General features: G+C 69.9%; 22 protein-coding genes. 20 read left to right on the top strand and 2 right to left on the bottom strand.

Annotated features, from left to right (window positions below; translation table 11 throughout):
- Window positions 1-12 precede the first annotated feature (12 nt).
- Both QLQ85_RS22295 and serA read right to left on the bottom strand, forming a co-directional pair.
- Window positions 13-918 (bottom strand): DMT family transporter, encoded by a 906-nt coding sequence (locus QLQ85_RS22295; RefSeq protein ID WP_282740994.1) that lies wholly within the window; start codon window positions 916-918, stop codon window positions 13-15.
- 124 nt (window positions 919-1,042) lie between these two features.
- Window positions 1,043-2,293, bottom strand: coding sequence for a phosphoglycerate dehydrogenase (serA, locus tag QLQ85_RS22300; RefSeq protein WP_282722394.1), 1,251 nt, complete (start codon window positions 2,291-2,293; stop codon window positions 1,043-1,045).
- 270 nt (window positions 2,294-2,563) lie between these two features.
- On the opposite strand from serA, the gene QLQ85_RS22305 reads away from it, so the two are divergent.
- The 20 genes from QLQ85_RS22305 to QLQ85_RS22400 all read left to right on the top strand — a co-directional run.
- On the top strand, window positions 2,564-2,857 hold the full coding sequence (locus QLQ85_RS22305) for an exodeoxyribonuclease VII small subunit (RefSeq protein WP_282740995.1): 294 nt from the start codon (window positions 2,564-2,566) through the stop codon (window positions 2,855-2,857).
- Complete coding sequence (locus QLQ85_RS22310; protein ID WP_282740996.1) at window positions 2,847-3,731, top strand: polyprenyl synthetase family protein; 885 nt, start codon at window positions 2,847-2,849, stop codon at window positions 3,729-3,731. The genes QLQ85_RS22305 and QLQ85_RS22310 overlap by 11 nt, the downstream gene beginning before the upstream one ends.
- 18 nt (window positions 3,732-3,749) lie before the next feature.
- Window positions 3,750-5,660 carry a 1-deoxy-D-xylulose-5-phosphate synthase gene (gene dxs, locus QLQ85_RS22315; RefSeq protein ID WP_282722408.1) on the top strand — a complete coding sequence of 637 codons (1,911 nt, stop codon included), beginning with the start codon at window positions 3,750-3,752 and terminating at the stop codon, window positions 5,658-5,660.
- 620 nt (window positions 5,661-6,280) lie between these two features.
- Window positions 6,281-6,790, top strand: a complete 510-nt coding sequence (gene tssB / locus QLQ85_RS22320; RefSeq protein ID WP_102627664.1) for a type VI secretion system contractile sheath small subunit — start codon at window positions 6,281-6,283, stop codon at window positions 6,788-6,790.
- A 62-nt stretch (window positions 6,791-6,852) separates the two neighbouring features.
- Complete coding sequence (gene tssC / locus QLQ85_RS22325) at window positions 6,853-8,334, top strand: type VI secretion system contractile sheath large subunit (protein WP_282740997.1); 1,482 nt, start codon at window positions 6,853-6,855, stop codon at window positions 8,332-8,334.
- A gap of 15 nt (window positions 8,335-8,349) precedes the next feature.
- Window positions 8,350-8,775, top strand: coding sequence for a type VI secretion system baseplate subunit TssE (tssE, locus tag QLQ85_RS22330; protein ID WP_282740998.1), 426 nt, complete (start codon window positions 8,350-8,352; stop codon window positions 8,773-8,775).
- A 30-nt stretch (window positions 8,776-8,805) separates the two neighbouring features.
- Window positions 8,806-10,569: a type VI secretion system baseplate subunit TssF gene (gene tssF / locus QLQ85_RS22335; protein ID WP_282740999.1), complete on the top strand. Its 1,764-nt coding sequence runs from the start codon at window positions 8,806-8,808 to the stop codon at window positions 10,567-10,569.
- A complete protein-coding gene (gene tssG, locus QLQ85_RS22340) occupies window positions 10,533-11,549 on the top strand; it encodes a type VI secretion system baseplate subunit TssG (protein WP_282722389.1) in 1,017 nt (338 codons plus the stop codon). Before tssF ends, tssG begins: the two co-directional genes overlap by 37 nt.
- Before the next feature lie 6 nt (window positions 11,550-11,555).
- Window positions 11,556-12,962 carry a type VI secretion system-associated FHA domain protein TagH gene (gene tagH, locus QLQ85_RS22345; RefSeq protein ID WP_282741000.1) on the top strand — a complete coding sequence of 469 codons (1,407 nt, stop codon included), beginning with the start codon at window positions 11,556-11,558 and terminating at the stop codon, window positions 12,960-12,962.
- A complete protein-coding gene (gene tssJ, locus QLQ85_RS22350) occupies window positions 12,959-13,498 on the top strand; it encodes a type VI secretion system lipoprotein TssJ (protein WP_282741001.1) in 540 nt (179 codons plus the stop codon). Before tagH ends, tssJ begins: the two co-directional genes overlap by 4 nt.
- Window positions 13,498-14,832 carry a type VI secretion system baseplate subunit TssK gene (gene tssK, locus QLQ85_RS22355; RefSeq protein WP_282741002.1) on the top strand — a complete coding sequence of 445 codons (1,335 nt, stop codon included), beginning with the start codon at window positions 13,498-13,500 and terminating at the stop codon, window positions 14,830-14,832. Before tssJ ends, tssK begins: the two co-directional genes overlap by 1 nt.
- Before the next feature lie 3 nt (window positions 14,833-14,835).
- Window positions 14,836-15,678, top strand: coding sequence for a type IVB secretion system protein IcmH/DotU (gene icmH, locus QLQ85_RS22360; protein ID WP_282722385.1), 843 nt, complete (start codon window positions 14,836-14,838; stop codon window positions 15,676-15,678).
- Between the two features lie 8 nt (window positions 15,679-15,686).
- The gene (tssH, locus tag QLQ85_RS22365; protein WP_282741003.1) at window positions 15,687-18,308 is read left to right on the top strand and encodes a type VI secretion system ATPase TssH; all 2,622 of its coding nucleotides are present in this window, start codon (window positions 15,687-15,689) and stop codon (window positions 18,306-18,308) included.
- 4 nt (window positions 18,309-18,312) lie between these two features.
- Window positions 18,313-19,917 carry a sigma-54 interaction domain-containing protein gene (locus QLQ85_RS22370; protein WP_282741004.1) on the top strand — a complete coding sequence of 535 codons (1,605 nt, stop codon included), beginning with the start codon at window positions 18,313-18,315 and terminating at the stop codon, window positions 19,915-19,917.
- Window positions 19,914-20,561 carry a type VI secretion system-associated protein VasI gene (gene vasI, locus QLQ85_RS22375; RefSeq protein WP_282741005.1) on the top strand — a complete coding sequence of 216 codons (648 nt, stop codon included), beginning with the start codon at window positions 19,914-19,916 and terminating at the stop codon, window positions 20,559-20,561. The genes QLQ85_RS22370 and vasI overlap by 4 nt, the downstream gene beginning before the upstream one ends.
- Before the next feature lie 10 nt (window positions 20,562-20,571).
- Window positions 20,572-22,008: a type VI secretion system protein TssA gene (gene tssA, locus QLQ85_RS22380; protein WP_282741006.1), complete on the top strand. Its 1,437-nt coding sequence runs from the start codon at window positions 20,572-20,574 to the stop codon at window positions 22,006-22,008.
- Between the two features lie 91 nt (window positions 22,009-22,099).
- Window positions 22,100-25,762 carry a type VI secretion system membrane subunit TssM gene (gene tssM, locus QLQ85_RS22385; protein ID WP_282741007.1) on the top strand — a complete coding sequence of 1,221 codons (3,663 nt, stop codon included), beginning with the start codon at window positions 22,100-22,102 and terminating at the stop codon, window positions 25,760-25,762.
- Window positions 25,746-26,333: a GNAT family N-acetyltransferase gene (locus QLQ85_RS22390; protein WP_282741008.1), complete on the top strand. Its 588-nt coding sequence runs from the start codon at window positions 25,746-25,748 to the stop codon at window positions 26,331-26,333. The genes tssM and QLQ85_RS22390 overlap by 17 nt, the downstream gene beginning before the upstream one ends.
- Window positions 26,334-26,364: 31 nt before the next feature.
- A complete protein-coding gene (locus QLQ85_RS22395) occupies window positions 26,365-26,652 on the top strand; it encodes a type VI secretion system PAAR protein (protein ID WP_282741009.1) in 288 nt (95 codons plus the stop codon).
- 1 nt (window position 26,653) lies between these two features.
- Window positions 26,654-26,898: contractile injection system protein, VgrG/Pvc8 family (locus tag QLQ85_RS22400; RefSeq protein WP_282741010.1), on the top strand; the 245-nt coding region annotated here is incomplete at its 3' end.

The raw sequence follows: 26,898 nt of genomic DNA on the forward strand, positions 1-26,898 counted from the left end.
TGGTCCCGCCGGCTATTCCGGGCTACGCAGGGCGGCCGCCTCGGCCTTGAGCCTGGCCAGGCGGTCGCCGAACAGGTAGGCGCCGAGGGCCACCAGGATCAGCGCGGCACCGGCGAGCATCGTGGCCGAGGGCTGCTCCCGGTTCAGGGTCATGCCGAGCGTCAGGGCCAGCACCGGGGTGATCAGGGTCACCAGCGCCACGGTGGCGGCGGGCAGCCGCGAGAGGATCAGGAAGTAGCAGAGAAAGCCCAGCAGCGACCCGAACAGCGCCAGATAGAGCACCGACCAGAGCCCGCGGGGGCTGAGCGGGATGGTCAAGGATTCACCGCTGGTCAGCCACAGGGCGAGAAAGCACGGCAGGCTGAAGGCCAGGGCGCCCAGGGTCTGCTCCAGCGGACCGAGCCCGGCGGCCACCCGCTGCACGGCGATACCGCTGCCGCTGAACAGGGTCACCGCGGCCAGCATCATGGCGAGGGCGGCGAGCTGGTCGCGTCCCAGCGCCAGGCTGTCGGCGAACACCACCGCCAGGCCCAGCACGCCGAGGCCGCAGCCGAGCCAGTGCCAGCGGCGCAGCTTGGTGGCCCCGGGCAGCGCCTGGAGGATCAGCCCCGAGATCAGCGGCGCCATGCCGAACATCACCGACATCATGCCCGAGGGCAGGCTCATGGAGGCGTGATAGCTCAGCGCCATGGCGCCGAACACACCGGGCACCGCGGCGGCGTAGCTGGCCAGCGCCCGGCGGTCGCGGCGCAGCCGACGACCCAGGGCGAGCAGGACCGCCAGGCCGATGAGCAAGGCGATCAGCATGCGCAGCATCACGCTGCCCACCGGGGCGCCGGCTTCGGCGCTCCACTTGATGGCCAGCGGGGTGGAGGCCCACACCAGCACCACGATCAGATAGGCCGGTCCGGTCGGCATGGCGGAAATCCCTGTGGCGTGCCCCTGGGGCAGTCAATCGTTTGAACACTAACCTTTAGCACAAGAAAAGCCGCCGCGTCGATGCGACGCGGCGGCTCGCTGTCACTGCCTGGACGGGGAGACCCTACTCGGCGTAGCTGGTCTCGGAGTAGAGCACCCGCACCCGCAGGGTGTGCTCCACATGGCGCAGGGCGTCGAGCGCCTGCTGCCCGTAGGCCTTGTCCACGTCGATGACCACGTAGCCGACCTTTTCATTGGTCTGCAGGTACTGGCCGGAGATGTTGATGTCGTTCTCGGAGAGCACCCGGTTGATCTCGGAGAGCACGCCCGGCACGTTGTCGTGGATGTGCAGCAGGCGATGGTTGCCCGGGTGGGCCGGCAGGGCGACCTCCGGGAAGTTGACCGAGGTGACGGTGGTGCCGTTGTCGGAGTAGGTGATCAGCTTCTCGGAGACCTCGATGCCGATGTTCTCCTGGGCCTCCAGGGTCGAGCCGCCGACGTGCGGGGTGAGGATGACGTTGTCCAGGCCACGCAGCGGGCTGACGAACTCCTCGTTGTTGCCCTTGGGCTCCACCGGGAAGACGTCGATGGCGGCGCCGTTGAGCTTGCCGGCGGAGAGCGCCTCGGCCAGCGCCTCGATCACCACCACACTGCCGCGGGAGGCGTTGATCAGGATGCCGCCCTGCTTCATCAGGGCGATCTGTTCCTGGCCGATCATCCACTTGGTGGAGGGCAGCTCCGGCACGTGCAGGCTGACCACGTCGGCCCGGGCCAGCAGCTCCTCGAGGCTCGCCACCTGACGGGCGTTGCCCATGCCCAGCTTGGCCACCACGTCGTAGTAGATGACGTCGAGGCCCAGCGACTCGGCCAGCACCGAGAGCTGCGAGCCGATGCTGCCGTAGCCGATGATCCCCAGGGTCTTGCCGCGTGCCTCGTGGGAATTCTTCGCCGACTTCAGCCAGCCGCCACGGTGGGCGCGGGCGCTCTTCTCGGGAATGCCGCGCAGCAGCATGATCGCCTCGGCGAGCACCAGCTCGGCCACCGAGCGGGTGTTGGAGTAGGGGGCGTTGAACACCGGGATGCCGCGCACCAGCGCGGCGGTCAGGTCGACCTGATTGGTGCCGATGCAGAAGCAGCCCACGGCGACCAGCTTCTCGGCGGCGGCGAAGACGCGCTCGGTGAGCTGGGTGCGCGAGCGGATGCCGAGGAAGTGGACGTCGCGGATCTTCTCGATCAGCGTCTCCTCGTCGAGTGAGGTCGGCAGGTGCTCGATGTTGGTGTAACCGGCGTTCAGGAAATTGTCCACCGCGCTCTGGTGGACGCCCTCGAGCAGCAGGATCTTGATCTTGCTCTTGTCCAGGGACGTTTTGGCCATGGTCGAATCAACCCCTTCTTCGGTGCGAGCCGCATGCGGTGTCGTGACGTTGGAGAGCCTGGTGGCCAGCCGGTCAGGAACGGCTGCGGGCTAGGGCAGGCTCGAAACAGGGCGCCCATGGTAGCACAGCGGGCATGAGCGAAGATGAAAATGCTGCGCTGCTCCAATGAGCCGCCTGCATGTTGCCCGACCCGGTCCCGGGGCAGACGCCCCCCCGGGGAGAGCGTGTATACTGTCGCCTTTCTGGATTCGTGACTGGCAAGGGGTCCCATGGCAGAGCGTGACGAGCGGTCGCCCGACCTGGCGGAAGGCGAGGCGGCCTCGATGGACTTCGCCGCCACCGTCGAGCGGCTCGAGCAGCTGGTGGAACGGCTGGAGTCCGGCGAGCTGTCGCTGGAAGGGTCGCTGGCGGCCTTCGAACAGGGCGTGGGCCTGGCCCGCGATGCCCAGCGCCGCCTGGACGAGGCGGAACTCAAGGTGCGCACCCTGATCGAGGGGCCCGAAGGGGACGTCGAGCTCGAACCCTTTGCCCCCCCGCCCACGGAGGACGACGGTGAGCGCTGATGCCCTGGTGGCCCGTCTGGCCACCGACCGGGCCCGGGTCGACGCTCGCCTCGAGGCGCTTTTCGTGGCGCGCTCGGGGCCGGTACCCCGGCTCGAGGCGGCGATGCGGCACGGCGTGCTGGTGGGCGGCAAGCGCCTGCGGCCGGTGCTGGTCTACGCCGCCGGGCGCGCCCTGGGGGGGCGTGACGAGGACCTCGACGCCCCGGCCATGGCCCTGGAGCTGATCCATGCCTACTCGCTGGTCCACGACGATCTGCCGGCCATGGACGACGACGACCTGCGCCGCGGCCAGCCCACGGTGCACAAGGCCTTCGACGAAGCCACGGCGATCCTGGCCGGCGATGCCCTGCAGACCCTGGCGTTCGAGGTGCTGGCCCGGGCCGCTCACCCGCGGTTGCCGGCGCTGATGTTGACCCTGGCCGTGGCCGCCGGTCGCGATGGCATGGCCGCCGGCCAGGCGCTGGATCTCGCCGCCGTCGGTGGCCACCCGGACGTCGAGGCCCTGGCCACCATGCATGGCCACAAGACAGGCGCGCTGATCCGTGCCGCGGTGCGCCTGGGCGGACTGGTCGCCGTCGACGAGGAGGATCCGCGACTCGCGGCCCTGGAGGCCTATGCCGACGCCATCGGCCTGGCCTTCCAGATCCACGACGACGTGCTCGACGTGACCGGCGACACCGCGACCCTGGGCAAGGCCTCCGGTGCCGACGCCGCCCGCGACAAGCCTACCTATCCCGCCTTGCTGGGGCTCGATGGGGCGAGATCGCGGGCCCATGAGCTGGTCGAGGACGCGGTCGCCGCCCTGGCCCCGCTGGGCGGGGCAGGTGCCCCCCTGGTTGACCTCGCGCGCTACATGATCGAGCGTGACCACTGACGACGACAGATGACCCCCATGAAGCTGTTCGATGACATTCCCGTCGAGCGTCCGGCCACGCCGCTGCTCGACACCCTGGAAACGCCGGCCTCCCTGCGCGCCATGTCCATGACACAGCTGCTGCAGGTGGCCGACGAGCTGCGCGCCTACCTGCTCTACAGCGTGGGGGTGAGTGGCGGGCACTTCGGTGCGGGTCTCGGCGTGGTGGAGCTCACCGTGGCCCTGCACCAGGCGCTGGAGACGCCCCACGACCGCCTGGTATGGGACGTGGGGCACCAGGCCTACCCGCACAAGATCCTCACCGGGCGCCGGGAGGCCATGCAGCGGATTCGCCAGTATGGCGGCCTGGCGGCCTTCCCGAGGCGGGCCGAGTCCGAGTACGACACCTTCGGCGTGGGGCACTCCAGCACCTCGATCTCGGCGGCGCTGGGCATGGCCCTGGCCGCCCGCACCCGCGGCGAGCAGCGCCGGGTCTGCGCGGTGATCGGCGACGGCGCGCTGACCGCCGGCATGGCCTTCGAGGCCCTGGCCCATGCCGGTCACGTCGATGCCAACCTGCTGGTGGTGCTCAACGACAACGAGATGTCGATCTCCGAGAACGTCGGCGGCATCGCCAGCTACCTGGCGCGGATCCTGGCCAGCAAGCCCTACACCACCATGCGCGAGGGCGGCAAGAAGGTGCTCTCGCACCTGCCCGGGGCGCTCGAGCTGGCGCGGCGCACGGAAGAGCACATGAAGGGCATGGTCAGCCCGGCGACGCTCTTCGAGGAGATGGGCTTCAACTACATCGGCCCCATCGACGGTCACGACCTGCCGCTGCTGGTGCAGACCCTGCGCAACATGCGTGACCTGGAGGGCCCGCAGTTCCTGCATGTGAAGACCCGCAAGGGCAAGGGCTTCCTGCCCGCCGAGGCCGATCCGATCGGCTACCACGCCATCACCAAGCTGGAAAAGAACGAGCTCGAGAAGCACGGCGGCACCCCGCCGCCGCTCAAGCCGGCCGCGCCGGTCAAGAAGAAACTCAAGTACTGCAACGTGTTCGGCGACTGGCTGTGCGACATGGCGGCCGCCGACGAGCGGCTGATCGGCATCACCCCGGCGATGCGCGAGGGGTCCGACCTGATCCGCTTCTCCCAGGAGCATCCGGGGCGCTACTACGACGTGGCGATCGCCGAGCAGCATGCGGTGACGCTGGCCGCCGGCCTGGCCTGCGAGGGCATGAAGCCGGTGGTGGCGATCTACTCGACTTTCCTGCAGCGTGGCTATGACCAGCTGATCCACGACGTGGCGGTGCAGGAACTCGATGTCACCTTCGCCATCGATCGCGCCGGCCTGGTGGGGGAGGACGGCCCCACCCACCATGGCAGTCTCGACCTCTCCTACCTGCGCTGCGTGCCGGGGATGGTGGTGCTGGCGCCGGCCGACGAGGCCGAGTGCCGCGCCATGCTCAGCGCCGCCTACCACCATCCCGGCCCCGCCGCGGTGCGCTACCCCCGTGGCACCGGCCCCGGGGCGGAGATCCCCGGGCATCTGGAGCCGCTGGCGATCGGCAAGGCCGAGCTGCGCCGCCGGGGCAGCCGGGTCGCCCTGCTGGCCTTCGGCAGCCTCAATGGCCCGGCGGCGGCCGTCGCCGAAACCCTGGATGCCACTCACCTCAACATGCGCTCCATCAAGCCGCTGGACCGTGACGCCGTGCTCGCCGCGGCCGACGAGCACGACCTGCTGGTGACCCTGGAGGAGAACGTGGTGGCCGGTGGCGCCGGGAGCGCGGTCAACGAGCTGCTGGTCGCCGAGGGCGTGCAGGTGGAGGTCCTCAACCTGGGACTGCCCGACGCCTTCGTCGAGCACGGCAAGCCCGCCGAGCTGCTCACCGAGTGCGGGCTGGATGCCGACGGCATCGAGGCGTCGATCCGTGCTCGCCTGCCCTGACGCCGCCCCTGCTCCGGCGCGGGGTGGGCGATGATCCGCCCCGGCCCCACTTCCTCACCCCTGTCAGTCGTCTGCCGGTCCGCCTTCGGCCGTCCTGCTGCCCGTGTGGTTGTCTCCGCCGACCTGCCCGGCAAGTCGTGTCGAGTGGCCGCCGCTGGTTCCTCGGGCGGAACCCGGCGGCGTCATGGCTGAGTTTGAGTGGCGGTAATTTCTTATATTCTTGTAGACGATTTCCTACAAAGCCTGTAATCAAGCGGTTTTCCCCGTGTTCCAGAACGGAACAATTGAAGACCGTAGGTGATCTTTTGCAGCATTTTGTAGACCATTCCCGACAAGAGCGATGGTCGCAAGGGGTGGCAGGAAGCACCGCGACCTGCCGTTGCCCCCGTTTGGCATCCACTCCCTGTGTGATTACCCTCACGCCTCATTAACAGCAATCTTGACGATGCCTTGGGCATGGGCCGGTCATCGGCGTGTGCCGTGATGCGCATCCGCCGGTTCGTCCGTCTCGGGCAGAAACAAGGCGGTTGCGCCTCTCCCGTTCGTGGCTGTCCGGCAATCGGAGCCCGTCCAGCGAGGCATCGTTCGAATGAAAAGCGGGTACGTCAGGGAGCTCCACCATGGCAAAGGAAGGGACCGTTGCGCCGAAAGAGCGCATCAACATCAAGTATGTGCCGGCCACCGGCGATCAGCAGGCGGAAACCGAGCTGCCGCTCAAGCTGCTGGTGGTGGGGGACTTCAAGGGAGGGGCCGAAGAGACCCCGATCGAGGAGCGCGACAAGGTCTCGGTGGACAAGAACAACTTCCAGTCGGTGATGCGCGAGGCGGGGCTCGGCCTGCAGGCGTCGGTGCCCAATCGCCTCGCCGAGGGCGACGAGCCCACCGACCTGGCGGTGAACCTCGCCTTCAAGTCACTGGACGACTTCGCCCCCGACAGCGTGGCGCGACAGGTGCCGGAATTGCGCAAGCTGGTCGAGCTTCGCGAGGCCCTGGTCGCCCTCAAGGGGCCGCTGGGCAACGTGCCGGCCTTCCGCGATCGGCTGCAGAAACTGCTGGAGAGCGATGAGGCGCGTCAGCAGCTGCTCTCGGAGCTCGAGTTGCTCGATACGAACGACAAGGGTGATGCCTGATACCGCATCGAGCGGGTGATGGCAGGCGACGCAAGCCAGGCATAAGGACGCGAGGCAATTTCATGAGCGATACGGCACAAACGCAGGGCCAGGCCGCCGAGGCCCGGGCCGAAGACTCCCTTCTCGATCAGGTGATGGCGCAGACCCGCATGGCGCCGGCCGATGAGGGCTACGACATCGCCAGGCAGGGCGTGGCGGCGTTCATCGCCGAGCTGCTGCAAAGCGACAGCGAGGCGCCCCAGGTCAACAAGTCGGTGGTCGACCGCATGATCGTCGAGCTGGACCGCAAGATCGGCAGCCAGGTGGACGAGATCCTCCACGAGCAGGGCTTCCAGCAGCTCGAGTCGGCCTGGCGCGGCCTCAAGCTGCTGGTCGATCGCACCGACTTCCGCGAGAACATCAAGCTCGACCTGCTGCATGCCACCAAGGGTGAACTGCTCGAGGACTTCGAGTTCGCCCCCGAGATCAGCCAGAGCGGGCTCTACCAGCACGTCTATGCGGCGGAGTACGGCCAGTTCGGCGGTGAGCCGGTGGCCGGCATCATCGGTCACTACGACTTCTCGCCGTCGACCCCGGACATCAAGCTGCTGCAGTACACCTCGGCGGTGGGGGCCATGGCCCATGCCCCCTTCCTCTCCTCGGTGGCGCCGAGCTTCTTCGGCATCGACAGCTTCGAGGAGCTGCCCAACATCAAGGACTTCAAGGCCATCTTCGAGGGCCCGAAGTACGCCCGCTGGCGCAGCCTGCGCGAGTCCGAGGATGCCCGCTACCTGGGGCTCACCGCGCCGCGCTTCCTGCTGCGCATGCCCTACGACCCGGTCGAGAACCCGGTCAAGAGCTTCAATTATCGTGAAACGGTGAGCGAGGACCACGAGCACTACCTGTGGGGCAACACCGCCTACCTGCTCGCCGAGCGGCTCACCGACAGCTTCGCCAAGTACCGCTGGTGCCCCAACATCATCGGGCCGCAGAGCGGCGGCGCCGTCGAGAACCTGCCGGTGCACACCTACGAGGCGCTGGGTCAGCTGCAGGCCAAGATCCCCACCGAGGTGCTGGTCACCGACCGCCGCGAGTTCGAGATGGCCGAGGAGGGTTTCATCTCGCTGACCATGCGCAAGGGCAGCGACAACGCCGCCTTCTTCTCCGCCAACTCGGTGCAGAAGCCCAAGGTCTTCGCCAACACCGCCGAGGGCAAGGCCGCCGAGACCAACTTCAAGCTCGGCACCCAGCTACCCTACATGTTCATCATCAATCGCCTGGCGCACTACATCAAGGTACTGCAGCGCGAGCAGATCGGCTCCTGGAAGGAGCGCCAGGACCTCGAGCGCGAGCTCAACGCCTGGATTCGCCAGTACGTCGCCGACCAGGAGAACCCGCCGGCCGAGGTGCGCAGCCGTCGTCCGTTGCGGGCAGCCTCGATCCAGGTCTCGGACGTCGAGGGTGACCCGGGCTGGTATCAGGTCTCCATGGCGGTGCGCCCGCACTTCAAGTACATGGGCGCCAATTTCGAGCTGTCGCTGGTGGGACGCCTCGACAAGGAGTAAGGGAGTGCCGCTGCCATGACCCTTCACCGTGGTGGCGTGCTCGGCAACCGGTTGTTCGAGCGCCTGGCCGGACAGCCGGCCGAGCCAGGGGGCGAAGCGAGCCTTGCCGACGCCGTCGCGTCCATCAAGCGTCATCTCGTCGACCTGCTCAACAGCCACCCGGGGCACAGCGAGTGCGCGCCGGAGCTGGGGCTGCTGGACTTCAACGACGCCACCATCGGCGTGCTCGATCTGGAACTCAACATCCAGCGCGCCATCCGCCAGTGCATCGAACGTTTCGAGCCTCGCGTACAACGGGTGGAGGTCGAGTCGTTGCCCCATGGCGGCGACCCCCTGCAACTGCGCTTCCAGGTTCACGCGACCCTGGAGCTTGGCCGGGACAACGCTCAGACCACCATCGATCTGTTGCTCAACGACAAACGCTACCAGTGCCTGAACTGAGCACCTAAGCACCCAGGGAACGAGGCGCGCATGCTCAATCGCTACTACCGGGACGAGCTCGACTTTCTGAAGCGGCAGGGGCGGGAGTTCGCCGACGCCAATCCCGGCCTCAGCCGCTTCCTCTCCGAGCGCAGCACCGATCCGGATGTCGAGCGCCTGCTGGAGGGCTTCGCCTTCCTGACCGGTCGCATGCGCGAGAAGGTCGAGGACGAGTTCCCCGAGCTGACCCACTCGCTGATCGGCATGCTGTGGCCCAACTACCTGCGCCCGGTACCGAGCATGACGGTGGTGCAGTTCACGCCGAAATGGCATGCCCTGAGCGCCTGCCAGCGTGTCGCGGAGGGCACCTCGCTGGGGTGCCGGCCGGTGGACGGCACGGCCTGCCGCTTCCGTACCTGCCACGAGGTGGCGCTCTACCCCCTCGAGCACGCCGGCGTCGAGGCGCGCCACTCCCGCGAGGCCTCGGTGGTCGAGCTGAATCTCGACGTGCACAGCGACCAGCCGCTCGATGAGCTGGGCATCGACGACCTGCGCCTGCACCTGGGCGGCAACGGCTACACGGCCCGCAGCCTCTACCTGTGGATGAGTCATTACCTGTCGCGCCTCGAACTCGAGGTCGACGGCGAGCGCGTGCCGCTGCCGGGCAGCCTGCTGCAGCCGGTGGGCTTCGAGCGCGAGCACGCCCTGCTGCCCTATCCGCGCAACGCCTACCAGGGCTACCGCATCCTGCAGGAGTACCTCTGTTTCCCCGAGGCCTTCCACTTCATCGACCTGGCCTCGTTGGGACGCCACCTGCCCGCGCGTCAGGCGCGACGGTTGACGCTGCGCTTCGTCTTCTCGCGCACCCTGCCGGCCGATGCCCGGGTGCGCGACGAGCACCTGGCGCTCTACTGCACGCCGGCCATCAACCTGTTCTCCCACGACGCCGATCCCATCGACCTGAGCGGCGAGCGCAGCGAGTACCGCATTCGCCCCAGCAGTCGCGCCCCGTCGCACTACGAGGTGTTCAGTGTCGATGCGGTCAACGGCTGGCTGGAGAGCGAGTCCGGCAAGGTGCGCGGCGAGCCGCGCACCTATGTGCCGTTCGAGAGCTTCCAGCATCAGATCGAGCGCGATCGCGACCGCCAGGCGCTCTACTACCGGGTGCGGGTGCGCGACAGCCTGCGCGGCGACGGCTTCGATCACGACATCGCCTTCGTGCGCGGCGACGAACGGGCGTGCCTCGGCATGCGCGAGACCATCTCGCTGCGGCTGACCTGCAGCAACCGCGAGCTGCCCGAGCGGCTGACCGTGGGCGATGTCTGCGTGTCCACCGAGAGCAGCCCCGTGCATGCCGACTTTCGCAACATCACCCGGCCGACACCGGCCCTGCGGCCGACCCTCGACGGCAGCCTGCTGTGGACGCTGATCTCCAACCTGTCGCTCAACTACCTGTCGCTGCTCGAGCGGGACGCGCTGTGCTCGGTGCTGCGCGCCTACGACTTCCGGGCGCTGGTCGACCGCCAGGCGGAGCGCGTCTCCCAGATGCGCCTGGCGGGCATCACCGCCATCGAGACGCAATCCATCGACCGGCTCAAGCGTGGCCTGCCGATACGCGGCCTGCGCTCGGTCATGACCCTCGATCAGGAGGCCTTCGGCGACGAGGGCAGCCTCTACCTGTTCGGCAGCGTGCTGGCACGGTTCTTCTCGCTCTACGCCAGCATCAACTCGTTCCACGAACTGCACGTCATCAATCGACACAACCGTGAGCGTTACACATGGACCTTGCAGTCGGGCCAGCAGCCTCTGATGTAGCGCCGGCGGCCCTGCTCGAGGGGGCCCGACGCTACGACTTCTACCAGCTCGTCGAGCTGCTGCATCGCCACCACGACGATGATCTCGAAGGTGGTGGTGGCGGTAGCGTGCCTGAACGGGTGCGTTACAAGGCGTCGGCGTCGCTGGGCTTCCCCGGCAGCGACGTGGTGGCCCTGGCGCCCGGTGCCGACGGTGGCTACGAGCTGGAAGTCAGTTTCCTCGGGCTGCAGGGCGCCCAGTCGCCGCTGCCCGGCTACTACCTCGAGAGCCTGGCCCACGACGCCGCGCACCACGAGGGCGCCGCCGGCGACTTCCTCGATTTCTTCAATCATCGCCTGCTGACCCTGGTCCATCGTGCCTGGCGCAAGTATCGCCACTATGTGCGCTACCAGGATGGCGCCAGCGACGGCTTCTCCGCTGCCATCTTCGCCCTGGTGGGGCTGGCCGACAGCGAGCTGCGCGGCGAGACGCCGATCAACTGGAGCAAGATGCTCGCCTACGCCGGCCTGCTGGCGGGGCGGTCGCGCTCGCCGGAGGTGGTGTGCAGTATCGTCGGCCACTGCTTCGACCTCGACGACGTCCACCTCGAGGAGTGGGTCCACCGCTGGGTCGACATTCCCGAGGACCAGCGCAGCCGTTCCGGCAGGTCGGCGATGACGCTGGGCGAGGACATGATCGCCGGTGAACGCGTCGCCGACATCGGCGGCAAGTTCGCGCTCTGCCTGAGGGGCCTGAGTCTCGAGCGCTTCCGCGACTTCCTGCCCGACGGGGGCGAACACGCGCCGCTCAGGACCCTGGTGGACTTCGTGCTGCGCGAGCCGCTGGCCTACGACCTGGAGCTCGAGCTGCTGCCCAGTGCCGTGCGACCGATGCGCCTGGGCGAAGCCGGCAGCTGCCAGCTCGGCTGGACCACCTTCGTCGACCCCGAGTCCGGTGATGCCTCCAGGCGCCGCCGGGTACGCATCCAGATGACAGGCTGAACGCCCATGCAAGCCGCTTACCCTCATGCCACCGAGCGCCATGCCACTGCCCACACGGCCATCACCCTGGTGGTCATCAACAGCGAGCGCCTGGAAGGCCGCTCCACCAGCAGCCACGTCTTCCACGAGGCCGGGGGCTCCCTGGGCAGCGGGGCGGGCGACGACTGGTTGCTGCAGGACCATGCCGGGCGCATCCGCCCCGGTCACGCCCAGATCCAGCGCCAGGACGGCCGCTTCTGCCTGATCGACCGCAGCGGCCATACCTTCATCAACCACGCCACCCTGCCGCTCGGCCGTGACCGGCGGGTCGCCCTGCGCGACGGCGACGAGCTGCGCCTCGGCGAGTATCACCTGCGGGTGCACCTCGGCGATCGTCAGGCCAGTCAGCCCGGGGCCCAGCCGCTGACGGCGCTGATCAACGAGGAGCAGGAGGCGCTGGCGGGGCAGGGCATGCCGCTGGTCCAGGCTTCGTCGGCGGCGGGCTTGATGCCGCCGCGGCATGACGACCCCCTGGAGGCGCTCGGCGAAGCGACGCCCGGCGCCAGCCATCGCGACCCGCTCACCGCCCTGGAGCACCCCGGCGAGGAGGCGATCGACTTCACCGATCCCTTGCTCGACGAGCTGGAAGGCGCGACCACGGTGGCAGCGGACTATCACCCACGGGGCCGGCACGAGACGGTGCACACCGAGCCGACGATTCGACGACACGAGGACACCACGGAGATGAACAGGGAAATGGACGAACGGCTGCTGAACGACCTGGAACGCTCGGTCGGCGAGCAACTCGAGGACCGCTGGCAGGAGGCGACGCCGGTCGCCACCGGGCATGTCGGCGCGGATCCCCTGCTGCGTGCCCTGGGCGCCGACCTGCGCTTCCGCGACAGCGAAGAGCAGCAGGCCTTCCTCGAGGAGGCCGGCAATACCCTGCGCGCCGCCATCGACGGCCTGCAGGCGCTGCACCAGGCCCAGGACGACAGCCGCTATCCGCTGCGCGATCGGCGCTTGCAGCCCATCGAGGACAACCCCCTGCGCCTGGGTCAGCCCTACGGCGAGACCGTGGAGACGCTGTTCTCCGCCCGGCGCAGTCCGGTGCATCTCTCGGCACCGGCGGCCGTGGCCGAGTGCCTGGCCCACCAGGGGCAGCACCAGGCGGCGGTCGAGGAGGCCATCGGCCAGGCGCTGCAGTCGATTCTCGACGCCTTCGCTCCCGACGCCCTGCTCAAGCGCTTCCATGCCTACCGCGGTGCCGGTAACCGCCTCGAGGACGAGGGGGGCTGGGCCTGGGAGATGTATCGCCACTACTACCAGGAGCTGAACTCCGGCCGACAGCAGGGCTTCGCCAAGCTGTTCTGGGAGGTCTTCGAGCAGGCCTACGACCAGTCGGTGCGCCGCCAGCAGCGGGAGGGCGCATGAGCACGACTCGACAGCTGGCCTGGCTGTGGGTGGTCGTGGCGGCGCTGCTGCTCGGCGGCTGTGCCTCGACCCGTGAAGCGGCCGGCAAGACCTGGCAGGTCATGAAGGATCCCGCGATCCCGGTGGGCTATCCCGAGGCGCGGCCGACCCGGGTCGACCTCGCCATGGTCGCCGAGCCCGGCGTCAACCCCAACGTCGACGGCGACGGCACGCCGCTGCGCTTCCAGATCCTGCAGCTCAAGGACGACTCCATGCTGATGGCCGCCGACCTTGACCAACTGCGCAGCGACCTCGAGGAGGCCCTGGGCACCAACTACCTGACCCATGACGACTTCACCCTGCTGCCCGGTCAGTGGAAGTTCTACGAGCCCTTCGAGGTCGACGAACAGACGCGCTACATCGGCATCATCGCCTTCTACAGCGCCCCCGATCAGGCCCAGTGGAAGAAGGTGGTCAAGATCGATGCCCAGGGCGGTGACTACCACCTGCTGGTGCAACTGCGTGAGCTCGAGGCCGAGCTGAGGAAGGAAGAGTAATGGCCAGCCGCAACCGAGTGGTATGGAGCGAAGGGCTGTTCATCAAGCCGCAGCACTTCCAGCAGCAGCAGCGCAGCCTGGAGGGGCTGCTCGATGCCCGCCTGCGTGGCGTCAGCCACTACCTCCACGGCTTCCTGATGCTGGAGCTCAACGCCGAGTTCCTGAGCTTCGGGCGGATCGCCATCAGTCGTGCCAGCGGGGTGATGCCGGATGGCACCGCCTTCCAGCTGCCCGACGACGACATCGAACCGCAGCCGCTGGAGATCGACGACCCGGGCATCACCAACCAGATCGTCTACCTGGGCCTGCCGCTGGCCACCGACGCGGTGGGCGAGGTGCGTTGGCCCGGCGACGACCTGCCGGCGCGCTATCGGCTCTCCCAGCGCGGCGTGCGCGACTTGCACTCCCGCGACGGCGACAGCACCGAGCTCGACGTGGCGCGGGTCGCCCCCCGCCTGCTGCTCGAGCGCGACGACCGCAGCGCCTACGCCTGCCTGGCGGTGGCGCGCATCGTCGAGCGGCGCCCCGACGGCAGCCTGGTGCTCGACGAGCAGTTCCTGCCGACCCTGCTCAACGTCCAGGCGGCACCCGCCCTGCAACGCTTCGTCGGCGAGATGGCCGGCCTGATGCGCGAGCGGGCGCGCAACATCGCCCAGCGCCTCTCGACCCCTCACCAGACCGGGGTGGCCGACGTCTCCGACTTCATGCTGCTGCAGCTGCTCAACCGGGCCCAGCCACGCTTCCAGCACCTGGCACGCCTCGGGCAGCTGCATCCGGAGCGGCTCTTCGACACCATGCTCGAGACCGCCAGCGAGCTGGTCACCTTCACCGACGAGTCGCGGTTGCCGCCGGAGTACCCGGCCTACGACCACGACCACCCCGAGCGCGCCTTCCGCATGCTGATGCAGGGCCTGCGCCAGGCGCTGTCGACGGTGCTCGAGCCACGGGCCCTGGCGATCCAGCTGCAGGCGCGACGCTATGGCCTGCTGGTCGCGCCGCTGTCGGATGCGGGGCTGCTCGACGACGCCGACTTCATCCTCGCGGTACGCGCCGACATGCCCAACGAGCGGCTGCGCAAGCTGTTCCTGCAGCAGACCAAGGTGGCCAGCGTCGAGCGCATCCGCGACCTCATCAGCCTGCAACTGCCGGGGGTGCCGCTGGAGCCGCTGCCGGTGGCGCCACGCGAGCTGCCCTATCACGCCGGTTACAGCTACTTCCGGCTCGACCGTCAGAGCCAGGCCTGGAGCATGCTCGACGGCGCCAGTGGTTTCGCCTTCCACGTGGCGGGCGAATTTCCCGGCCTGGAAATGCAGTTCTGGGCGATCAGGAGCTAAGCCATGCAAGATCTTGCCACGCAATTCGACCCCGATGCCGGCGCCATCGACCGCTACTCCCCCTCCCGCCACGAGGATCGCATCAACGAGCGGGGGCTGGAGCGGCTGATCCATAGCCATGCCGAGCACCTGGACGCCGACGAGGACTACTGGTTCCGCCTGCGCGGCCACAACCTCAACCCGCTGGTGGATGCCGCCAGCTCGTTGCTGGGCTTGGTGGTGCGGGTGCGCCAGCTCGACACCATGGGCGACATCGAGCGGCTCTACCGCCAGGTGGTCGACGAGATCTCGGCGATCGAGATCGAGCTCACCGAGCAGGGCTACGACCGACCGACCCTGCTGGCGTACCGCTATGTGCTCTGCTCGTTCATCGACGAAGCCGTGATGGGCACCGCCTGGGGGCAGCAGAGCAAGTGGGCGGAGCACTCGCTGCTGACCCGCTTCCACAACGAGACCTGGGGGGGCGAGAAGGTCTTCTCGATCCTCTCCCGGTTGCAGCAGGAACCGCAGCGCTATCGCGACATGCTGGCCTTCATCTACCTCTGCCTGTGCCTGGGCTTCGAGGGCCGCTACCGGGTCATGACCCATGGCCGCGAGGAGTACGAGCACGTGGTGCGCGCCCTCGGCGACCAGCTCGCGGCGCTCGGCGATACCCCCGACGACATGCTGACCCGGCCGCTCGACAACGTGGTGCCGGGGCGCCGGCGCCACGGCCGGGGCCTGCCGGTGTGGGGGGTGTTCGCGCTGTTCGGCGCGGCCATGGTGGGGGCCTATCTGGGGTTCTCGTGGTCGCTGGACCAGCAGGCGGCCCAGGTCGGCGCCCTGCTCGATCAGATTTACCGTTAGGAGAGACCATGCTCAGGGTAGAGCTTCCGGCACTCATCGGCCGACTCAACGCCATCTCCCGCCAGGGGCTCGAACAGGCCGCGCTCCTGTGCGCCGAGCAGCAGGCCCCGGAGGTCACCGTCGGCCACCTGCTCCAGGCGCTGATCGACCAGCCGCTGTGCGACCTGCGCTGCCTGCTCGACGGGCAGGGCATCGAGGCCCTCGACCTGCGCGCCCGGCTCGCCGAGGAGTCGCGGCCGCCGCGCGACCTCGAGGTGGCCACGCCGAGCTTCTCGCCGCTGCTGGTCGAGCTGCTGCAGGACGCCTGGCTGCTGGCGACCACCGAGTTCGCCCACGAGGCCCTGCGCAGCGGGATGATCTTCACCGCCCTGCTGCACAACAGCGGCCGTTACCTGGGGCCGAAGAGCGCCGCGCTGCTGGCCGAGATCAACCGCGAGAGCCTGCGCCGCGACTTCGAGCGGCTGACCCGGGACTCCGCCGAGGCGCCCCGGGACCAGGAGCCGAGCTCGGGTCGCCGCCAGCCCGGCGCGAGCCAGGGCGACAGCGCCCTGGCCCGCTTCGCCACCTCGCTGACCGATCAGGCGCGGCGCGGCGAGCTCGACCCGGTGCTGTGCCGCGACCCGGAGATCGACCAGATGCTCGACATCCTCGGTCGCCGGCGCAAGAACAACCCCATCGTCATCGGCGACGCCGGGGTCGGCAAGAGCGCGGTGGTCGAGGGGCTCGCCGCGCGCATCGTGGCCGGCGAGGTGCCGGCGGCGCTGGCCGACGTCGAGCTGCTGGCGCTCGACCTCGGCGCCCTGCAGGCCGGTGCCGCGGTCAAGGGCGAGTTCGAGAAGCGCCTCAAGGCGGTGATCGACGAGGTCAAGAACGCCCCGCGGCCGACCCTGCTGTTCATCGACGAGGCCCACACCCTGATCGGCGCCGGCAACGCGGAAGGCGGCGGCGACGCTGCCAATCTGCTCAAGCCGGCCCTGGCGCGGGGCGAGCTGCGCACCATCGCCGCCACCACCTGGCGCGAGTACAAGAAGTACTTCGAGAAGGACCCGGCGCTGTCGCGGCGTTTCCAGCCGGTGGCACTGTCCGAGCCCAGCGTCGAGCAGGCACTGGTGATCCTGCGCGGCCTGCGCGACGTCTACGAGCGCGCCCACGGGGTGCTGGTCGGTGACAGCGGGCTGCGTGCCGCCGCCGAGCTCTCGGCCCGCTACCTGGCCGGCCGCAAGCTGCCCGACAAGGGCATCGACGTGCTCGATACCGCCTGCGCGCGGCTCTCCCAGGCGCTGGACACCCCGCCGCGCCGGCTCAGCCACCTCAAGAGCGAGCATCTGGCCGCCCGGCGCGAGCGCGACCAGCTCGACCGCGAGACGCAGCTCGGGCGCCGCCCGGACGCGGCCCACCTGGCCGAGCTGGAGGAGCGGCTGGCCCGCCTCGACGACGAGCTGGCGACGCTGGAGCATGCCTGGCAGGCCCAGCGCGACTGTGTCGATGCGATCCTGGCCCTGCACCGCCAACTGCTCGACGACGAGGCCGACGAGGCCGACGAGGCCGACCACGACAGCCTGCGGGCGGCGCTGGTCGAGCAGGAGGCGAGGCTCAGCGACCTGCAGCAGGAATTCGCGCTGGTCAACGCCAGCGTCGAGGAGGCGCAGATCGCCCAGGTCATCGGCGACTGGACCGGGGTGCCGGTGGAACGCATGACCAGCGACGAGCTGACCCGCCTCACCGAGCTGCCCGAGACCCTGGGCCGGCTGGTGCAGGGCCAGGACCTGGCCATCGCCCGCGTCCATCGCCACCTGCTCACCGCCCGCGCCGACCTGCGCCGCCCCGGCCGGCCGCTGGGTGCCTTCCTGCTGGTCGGCCCCAGCGGGGTGGGCAAGACCGAGACCGTGGTGCAGATCGCCGAAGGCCTCTACGGCGGCCGCCAGTTCCTGACCACCATCAACATGTCCGAGTACCAGGAGAAGCACACCGTCTCGCGGCTGATCGGCTCGCCGCCGGGCTATGTGGGCTTCGGCGAGGGTGGCCTGCTGACCGAGGCGATCCGCCAGCGCCCCTACTCGGTGGTGCTGCTCGACGAGGTCGAGAAGGCCCACCCGGACGTGCTCAACCTCTTCTACCAGGCCTTCGACAAGGGCGAACTGGCCGATGGCGAGGGGCGGCTGATCGACTGCAAGAACGTGGTGTTCTTCCTCACCTCGAACCTCGGCTTCGAAGCCATCGTCGCCCACGCCGACGACCCTGCGGCCCTGGACGAGGCGCTCTACCCGGTGCTGGCGGACTTCTTCAAGCCGGCGCTGCTGGCGCGCATGGAGGTGGTCCCCTACGTCCCGCTGGGCGCCGACACCCTGCGTGACATCGTGCTCGCCAAGCTCGACACCCTGGGCCAGCGCATTCGCGAGCGTCATCGCCAGGCCGAGGTGGTCCTCGACCCGGCGCTGGCCGATGCCATCTGTGCCCGCGCCACGCGCAGCGAGAACGGCGCACGCATGCTCGAGTCGGTGATCGATGGCGAACTGCTGCCGCCGGTCTCCCGAGCCCTGCTCGATCGGATGGCGCGCCGCGAGCCGGTGACGCGCGTGGCGCTGGGCGTCGAGGCCGACAGCGACGCCTTTACCGCGGAGGTGCTGTGAGGCCATGGGCGTGAGGGCGATCGACCGGCGTCGTAACGAGGGCGGCCAGCCGACGGGGCAGGGCCTCGCCGGCATGGCCAGGGCCCTGGCGCTGGTCGAGAGCGCCACCCCCGCCGAGCTGCGCGAGCGCGGCTGCGGGCTGCTGCGCGACGGCCATGGGCTCGCCTGGGTGGCCTGCCTCTACCTCGAGGAGAGCGGCCGTTGGCTGGGCAGCGACGGCGACGACGCCCGGCTGGCCTGTGACGACTTCCGCCACCCCTATGCCCACGCCATCCGCCAGGGCAAGCCGTTGCGGTTGGGCCTGGCGGAGGCCCGCACGCGGCTCGACCACCCGGACTTCCAGGCCCAGGTGGCCGCGCTGCCCGGTACCCTGCAGCTCGAGGTCCGCCCGCTGCGGGCCCTGGACGGCGAGCGGGAGTGGCTCGGTACCCTGGCCATGGCCGGCGATGACACCGTGCTGGCGGGCCTCGCGGAGGATGCCGAGTTCGCCGCCTTCGAATCGCTGCTGTGCCGGCTGTGGGCCCGGCTGTCGCGCCACCAGGGGGAGCGCCACCGCGAGGCGCGGCTGCGCCAGTCCCTGGCCCAGCTCAACGATGGCGCACGCCGCCAGGCGCTCGCCGAACGCCTGGCCGGTGACCTGCTGGGCACGTCGGCCGCCATGCAGACGCTGCGCCGCCAGGTCGTGCGCGCCGCCGAGACCAACCTCGCGGTGCTGCTGCAGGGCGAGACCGGCACCGGCAAGGATCGCGTGGCGCGAGCCATTCATCGGCTGTCGGCCCGTCACGCCGGGCCCTTTATGGCGATCAACTGCGCCGCCATTCCCGAAGCGCTGCTCGAGTCGGAGCTGTTCGGCCATGCCCGGGGCGCCTTCTCCGGGGCCGACCAGGCCCGCGAGGGCCTGATCAGCCAGGCCGACGGCGGCACCCTGTTCCTCGACGAGATCGGCGACATGCCGCTGCCGCTGCAGGCCAAGCTGCTGCGAGTTCTGGAAAGCGGCCGCTACCGCCCGCTGGGCGCCAGCGAGGAGCGCCAGGCCGACCTGCGGCTGGTGGCGGCGACGCACCAGCCGCTGCGCGAGCGGATTCGCGACCAGCGCTTCCGCGCCGACCTCTACTACCGGCTGGGGCAGTTCCCGCTGACCCTGCCACCACTGCGCGAGCGGCGCGAGGACATCGCCCGGCTGGCCGAGGCCTTCGCCGCCGATTTCAGTGCCCGTGAAGGGCGCGACGAGCTCGGCATCACCCCGGCCGCCCTGCGGCAGCTGCGCGAACGCGACTACCCCGGCAACGTGCGCGAGCTGAAGAACCTGATCGACTACGCCTGTGCCATGACCCGGCCGGGGGACGATATCGAGCCCCTGGCCCTGCCCGGACAGCCGGAGCCCGAGGACACGGCCCCGGGCAGAGGCACCGACGGTGAGGACAACGCGGCCGCGGCCGCGAGCAAGGTGCACGACCTGCGCCGTGCCCTGCGTGACTACGAGGCCGACCTGATCCGCCAGCGCCTGCTGCTGTTCGGCGGCAATCGCGCCCTGGCCGCCGAGAGTCTCGGCCTGCCCAAGCGGACCCTGGCACACAAGTGCCGACAGCTGGAACTGGATGCCAAATGAGAGTGAGCTTCACGATTCGCCTGGCGCTGTGGCTGGGACTGGCCCTGGTGCTGTTCAACAGCGCCGGTGCGCTGGCCGCAGAGGAACTGCTGGAGAGCGCCCACGAGTGCGCCGTGCTGGACTCGCGGCTGGAACGGCTGGAGTGCTACGACGCCCTGTTCCAGGCCGCCGAGGACGTATCGGCGGGCGGCGACCCCCGGCCGGCGCTATGGCATGCGATCGACGCCCAGGAGGCGGCGCGGGACGGTGACGACATGGGTTTCCTGGTGCACGAGACGCCGGACGAGGTGCTGATGAGCGTGCCGGCACTGGGCACAGTGCCGCCGCGCCCGCAGCTGGTCATCGCCTGCGAGAAGTCGATCACCCGTTTCCAGCTGCATCTGCCGACGGCCGTGAACGCGCCGCGTGCCCGGCTGCGCCTGGTGGCCGCCGGCCGCGAGCAGCAGCAGGAGTGGCGGGTGCGCGACGGCGGCTACGTGGTCAGCGGTGGCCGGGGCCTGCCGGCCATCGCCACCCTGCGTCAGCTGCTCGACGCCGACGAGCTGGTGCTGGGCAGCGACCTCGGCGTGCTGGATGGCCTGCGCTTCGAGTTCTCGGGGCTGCGCCAGCACATTCGACCGCTGCGCGACGCCTGTCGCTGGTAAGGAGCCTGGCATGCGAATCACCAGTGAAGCGCATCTGGCGCCCCTGCTGGCGCCCCTGGAACCCGACGGCGTGGGTCGGCCCCTCGACGACAGCAGCGACTACGCCTGGCTCGACGAGGAGATGATGAAGATCGGCTCGCTGCAGCATGGCGAGGTCGACTGGGAAGGCGCCGAGGCGCGGGCGGCGAGACTGCTCGGCCAGGCCGGCAAGGACCTCAAGGTGCTCGGCCACCTGCTGCACTGCCTGCAGCGCGGGGGCGACGGCGTGCGTTTCGCCCTGTCGCTGCACCTGCTGGCGGGCAGTCTCGAGCAGTGGTGGGACCGGGCCTACCCCTTCCAGGGCCCGAAGGGCGCGCGGCTGCGGCCCCGCCTGTTCCGCCAATTCACCCAGCGGGCGGCGGCGCTCGCCGAGACGCTCGACTTCAGCAATGCGGAAGACGAGCACCAGGCCTGCCAGGCCGCCCTCGATGCGCTGCTGGCCGGCGCGCGGGATCGACAGTTGCCGGACGACGCCCTGGTGGAGCTGCGCCGTCAGCTGCAGCAGGCACGGCCCCGTCAGGCATCGTCGGCGCCGGCGGCCACCAGGCGCGGCGCCGCCGGCGAGGCGCCCGTCACCACGCGCGGCCGTGACGAGGCGCCGCCGGCGGCGAAGATGCCGGAGATGCGCCTGGAAGCCGGCAACGAGCGCGGCAACCGCCAGGCGCTGCTCAAGATGGCCGACTTCCTCGACGAGCAGTCGCCGGGGGAGGCGCTGTGCTACCGGCTGCGGCGTCACGCCATCTGGGGCGCCATCCAGGCGCTGCCGGCCTCCCGCGACGGCGGGCGCACCGAGCTGGCGCCGGTGGCCGCCGACCGCGTGGCGGACTACCGCGATGCCCTGACCCGCGGCGGCGACGCCGAGTTGTGGCGGCGCATCGAGAACAGCCTGGCGGTCAGCCCCTACTGGCTCGAGGGTCACCGGCTGAGCGCGACCCTGGCCGAGCGGCTCGGCCATCCGCGCTGCGCCGAGGCGATTCGCGACGAGGCGGCCCGCTTCGTCGCGCGGCTGCCCGGCCTGGAGGCGCTGAGCTTCAACGACGGCAGCCCCTTCGTCGACGACGAGACGCGGCGTTGGCTGCAGAGCGCGCCAGCCGGCGGGACGGCCTCCGCGCCGGGCGATGGCGGCGGCGACCCCTGGCAGGCGGGGCTGGCGCAGGCCCGTGACGCCCTCGCCGCGGAAGGGCTGGAAGCCGCGCTGCAGCTCCTCGATCGAGGGCTGGCCGAGGCGCGCTCGCCCCGCGAGACCGCCTACTGGCGGCTGGCCAGCGCCGACCTGCTGCACGAGGCGGGGCTGGCCGCGCTGGCCGCCCAGCACTATCGGGCGGTGCATCAGTCCGTGGCGGGCATCGACCTGGCGCAGTGGGAGCCGGGGCTGCTGTCGCGGCTCGAGGCCTCGCTGGCGACATGACGGCATTCACGAACGGCATCCGGCGGATGAACCACTTCATGCACGACAACGTGCTCGACGACACCATCGACAGGGACGAGGGATAAGGCTCATGTGGAAAGGTTTGAAGTCAGGGCTGAGTCGCTGGGTACCCGGCGCCTCACGCGCGCAAGGCAACGCCAACCTGGCCAAGGGGCATGGCAACAAGGCCCGGGGGATCGGCAAGAAGGCGAGCAAGCTCTCGGCCCTGCTCTGGTGCCTGCTGCTGGCCGCCCTGGTCGTGGCGATCTGGTGGTTGGGACCGATGTGGGAAGTGCGCGGCAGCCAGCCGCTGGGGCCCTGGCTCAACCGGCTGCTGGCGACCCTGGCGCTGGTCACCCTGGTGGCGCTGGTGTGGGGCATTCGCCTGGCGCGGCGGCTGCGCGAGCTGGATGCCGAGCGGCGACACGCCGAGCGCCTGCAGCTCGACCCGGCCCAGGTCCAGGTCGAGCAGCAGGAGGAGTCCCTCGACGCCACCCTGAATGAGCTGGTCGATAACCTGGGGGGTGGCCCGGGGGCGCGCTACCGGCTGCCCTGGTACCTGGTGATGGGCGTCGAGAACGCTGGCAAGACCAGCCTGATCAACCGCTCCGGCCAGAACTTCGCCCTGACCCACGTGATGAAGGCGTCCGGCCAGGGCCGCAAGGGCCAGTTCGGCTTCGACTGGTGGATCGGCGATAAGGCGGTGCTGATCGACCCGGACGGCGAGCTGTTGACCCAGGGGGCGCTGGAGGGCGGCGAGCCCCAGGAGCTGCAGAGCCGACTGTGGGATCACTTCGTCGACTGGCTGGAGCGCAATCGCCCCCAGCGGCCGCTCGACGGTGTCGTCCTGGTGCTCGACCTGGCCCGGCTGAGCGACGCCAGGGTGGCGGTGCGCAAGGCCTACGCCTCGCTGCTGCGGGCTCGCCTGCGCGAGCTGATGGAGCGTCACGGCGCGCGGCTGCCGGTCTACGTGACCTTCAGCAAGATGGACCTGCTGCACGGCTTCGACGACTTCTTCCGCCACTACTCCCGGGCCGCGCGGCGTGCGCCCCTGGGCTTCACCTTCAGCCCCGCCAGCCTCGACAGGCCCGACCGGTGGGAGGAGGAGTTCGCCACCGCCTACGACGACATGCTCGACCGGCTCAATCGCAGCCTGCCGTCACTGCTCGCCGAGTGCCGCGATCGCGAGGAGCGCGAGTCGGTGTTCCGTTTCGTGCGCCAGCTCGCCGGCCTGCGTGACGTGCTGCTCGGTTTCCTGTGCGAGGCGCTCTCCAGCGACCGCTTCTCCACCGCGGCCATGGTGCGGGGCACCTATTTCACCTCGGTCTACCAGCAAGGGGTGCCCGAGGATCCCTTCGTCGACGCCGCCGCGCGCCGCTACGGCATGGCCGACAGCGTGCAGCCGGCGCACCGGGCGGCCCGCAGCGCCCTCTACTTCACCGAAGAGCTGTTCGACAAGGTGATCTACCCCGAGGCGGGGCTCGCCGGCGACAATGCCCGCGCCGCACGCCGGCGTCGACGCCTGCGGCGGACCTGCGTGCTGGCCTGCCTGCTCGGGGGCCTGGTGCTGGTCGGCGGCTGGAGCCACTTCTACCAGAAGAACACCACCGCACTCGCCTCCGTGGAGGAGAAGGCCCGGGACTTCCTGGCCGCCCAGCCGGACGAGCTGCGCGGCGACGACCCCACCGGCCAGGCGCTGCTCGAGCCGCTCGACCGGCTGCGCGCCGCCACCCTCGAGTTCGGCGACTATCGCCAGCATCTGCCGTGGCTGGCCGACATGGGGCTCTACCAGGGGCGTTCGGTGGGCCGCGATGTGGAAGGCGCCTATCTGGCCATGCTCGAGTACCATTTCCTGCCCGCCTTGATGGTCGGGATCATGGATGACATGAACCGCACCGAAGCGGGCAGCAACGAGAAGCTGGCGCTGCTGCGCATCCTGCGCATGATGTCCGATGCCAGCGGCCGCCAACCCGAGCGGGTGCACGACTTCATGGCCCGGCGCTGGCAGCGCGAGTTTCCCCAGCGCGGCAGCGTGCAGGAGCGCCTGCTCGACCACCTCGACTACGCCCTGGTCCATACCGACCTGGAGGGACACGTGGCCGCGGGCGACCGGCAAGCCGAACTGGCCATGACCCCGCTGCGCGGCAGCCTCCAGGCCGCCCAGGAGGAGCTCTCGCGCCAGCCCATGGACGAGCGGGTCTACGCCACCCTCAAGGCGAACAGCGACCGCCGGAGCGGCGCGGTGCTGGACCTTCGCCAGGGCGTGGGGCCGGCCTTCAGCGCGGTGTTCATGGCGCGCAACGACGACCCGGACAAGCTGCACCTGCCCAGCCTGGTGACCCGCGACGGCTTCGAGGGCTATTTCCTCAAGGAGATAGAACAGGCCACCGAGCTGGCACTGATCGACCTCTGGGTACTGGGCCGGCGTGACGACATCGCCTTCAGCGAGGCCGACCAGCGTCAGCTGCGCGATGCCCTGCGCGAGCGCTATGTCAGTGATTATCACGTGACCTGGCGCCAGGTGCTGGACGACATCGACCTGGTGCCGATTCCCGATATCGACCAGGCCGTGGTGGTGGCGGACACCCTGCTCGGCGCCAGCCGGCCACTGGATCGCCTGCTCGACGAGATCGCCCACCATACCCGCCTCTATCCCGAGTTGCCGGTCGACGACGAGGCGGCCCGGCAGGCGCTGGAGCGCTCGCCGCGCTACCGCCTGGCCGGCGAGATCGAGCGGAACTTCGTCGATCTCAACGGCCTGCTCGACGCCCGGGGGGACAACCCGGCCGATATCGCCGAGATCAAGACGGCCATCGCCGAGCTGCGCGACTACCTGCGTCAGGTGCAGGGGGCCAGCGATCCGGGGCGTGCGGCCTTCGTCAGTGCCCGTGACCGCCTGGCGCTGCGCGGCGGCGACCCCATCCACAACCTGAGGCGCATCGCCGAGGACACCCCGGCCCCGGTGGACCGGATGCTCGAGAGCCTGGCCGACCAGAGCTGGCAGCTGCTGATGGCCAGCGCCATTCGGCATCTCGAGCACCAGTGGCTCGACGAGGTGGTGGCGCCGTACCAGGATCGACTGGCCGGCCGCTATCCACTGGCCCGCGAGGCCTCGCGGGAGGTGGCCCTGAGCGACTTCGAGGCCTTTTTCGCCGCCGGTGGCACCCTCGACAGCTTCTATCAGGACAACCTGCGGCCGTTCATCGAGGAGGCGCCGGAGCAACTGCTCGATGCCGAGGGCAACCCGCTGCTGCGTGACAGCGTGCTCACCGCCATCGAGCGTGCCGAGCACATCCGCCAGGCCTACTTCGGCCGCGACGGCGTGCTCGACGTGGAGTTCTCGCTGGAGCCGCTCAGCCTCAGTCCCGACAAGCGGCGCAGCGTGATCAACGTCGATGGCCAGCTGATCGAGTACGCCCACAGCGCCAGCAACCGGGTCTCGATGATCTGGCCCAATGCCCTGCGTGGCGGCAACGAGAGCCGTGTGACCCTGGTGCCGAGCCGGGTCAACCGCTCGCCGCGCAGCCTGACCCGCGACGGCGCCTGGGCCTGGTTCCGGCTGCTCGACGAGGCCGAGATCACCAGCGCCAGCGAGCGCGACCTGGAGCTGCGCTTCCACGTGGACGGCGGCTCGATGCGCTATCGGCTGCACGCCAACGGCTCGCGCAACCCCTTCACGCGCCCGCTGGTCGCCGGCTACCGGTTGCCCACCGCCCTGTACGCCGAGGGAGGCTTCGATGCTGGCGATATTTAAGCGGCTGCTCCCCGGCACGCGCAATGAGGAGGCGCCCAACGCACCGGCGACGGGCAATACCGCGACCGCGGATGGCCTGGACGCGGCCGGGGAAGAGGATATCGAGCGCTTCCTCGCGGCGGCGCAGCGCGCCGATGCCCGGGGACACTCTCCCTGGGTGCTGCGCGACGAGGCTCGCCTGGCGACGCTCAGGCGAGCCCTCGAGTTCACCGCCCATCGCGGCCTGTGGCTGCAGCGTGACGGCAGCCACGTGGCCCACTGGCAGGGCCGGCTGCTGGTGCTCAAGCACGGCGAGGGGCCGCCGCTGGGCATGCTGCTGGCCTGCCGGCCGGATGACGAGGCGGCCTGGCAGCTGCGCTTCTTCTTCATCGAGCCGGAGTGGCGGGGCAGCGGCCACGGGGCCCGCCTGCTGCTGGCGGCGCGGCGCAGCCTGAGCGGCACCCCGCTACGAACCCGGTTGCCGCTGGCCTGCGAGGCGGCGATCCGCAGCCTGGAGAGGGCCGGCTTCCAGCGCATGCATGTGAACGCCTCGAACGTGGCCAGTTTCGAGGCGCCGGCCGAGTGGGATTAAGGCCTGGGCACCCGACACAGGAGAACGACAGATGGGACACAAGCTCGTACGCGTGGGCGACCTCGGTACCGACCACGACGGCTTTCCGCCGACGCCGGTGACTGCCGGCAGCCCCACGGTGACGATCGACGGCAAGCCGGTGGCGCGCCAGGGCGACCCCCTGGCGCCGCACGACAAGCCCAATCACTCGACGCATCCGCGTACCATCGCCGAGGGTTCGGGCAGCATCCTGATCGACGGCAAGCCGGCGGCGCTCACCGGCCATGCCGTGAGCTGCGGTGGGATGGTGATCGGCTCGGCCACAGGGGAGGGCAGCTGAGATGGCCAACCAGAACGGACTGCAGTTCACCCTGGTGCTCGCCGGGGCCATTGAGCCCGACCTGGCGGTGGTCGACTTCACGCTGACCGAAACCCTCTCGGCGCCCTTCGCGCTGGTCGTCAATCTCGCCAGCCGCGACGGCGACCTTTCCCCCGAGGCCTTCCTCGACCGCGAGCTGACCCTGACGATCTGGCAGGACGGCGAGGCGCTGCGCCGCATCCACGGCGTGGCCACCGCGTTCGGCCG

Origin of the sequence: Halomonas kalidii (genome assembly GCF_030010475.1) — a bacterium.
Classification (GTDB): domain Bacteria; phylum Pseudomonadota; class Gammaproteobacteria; order Pseudomonadales; family Halomonadaceae; genus Halomonas; species Halomonas heilongjiangensis.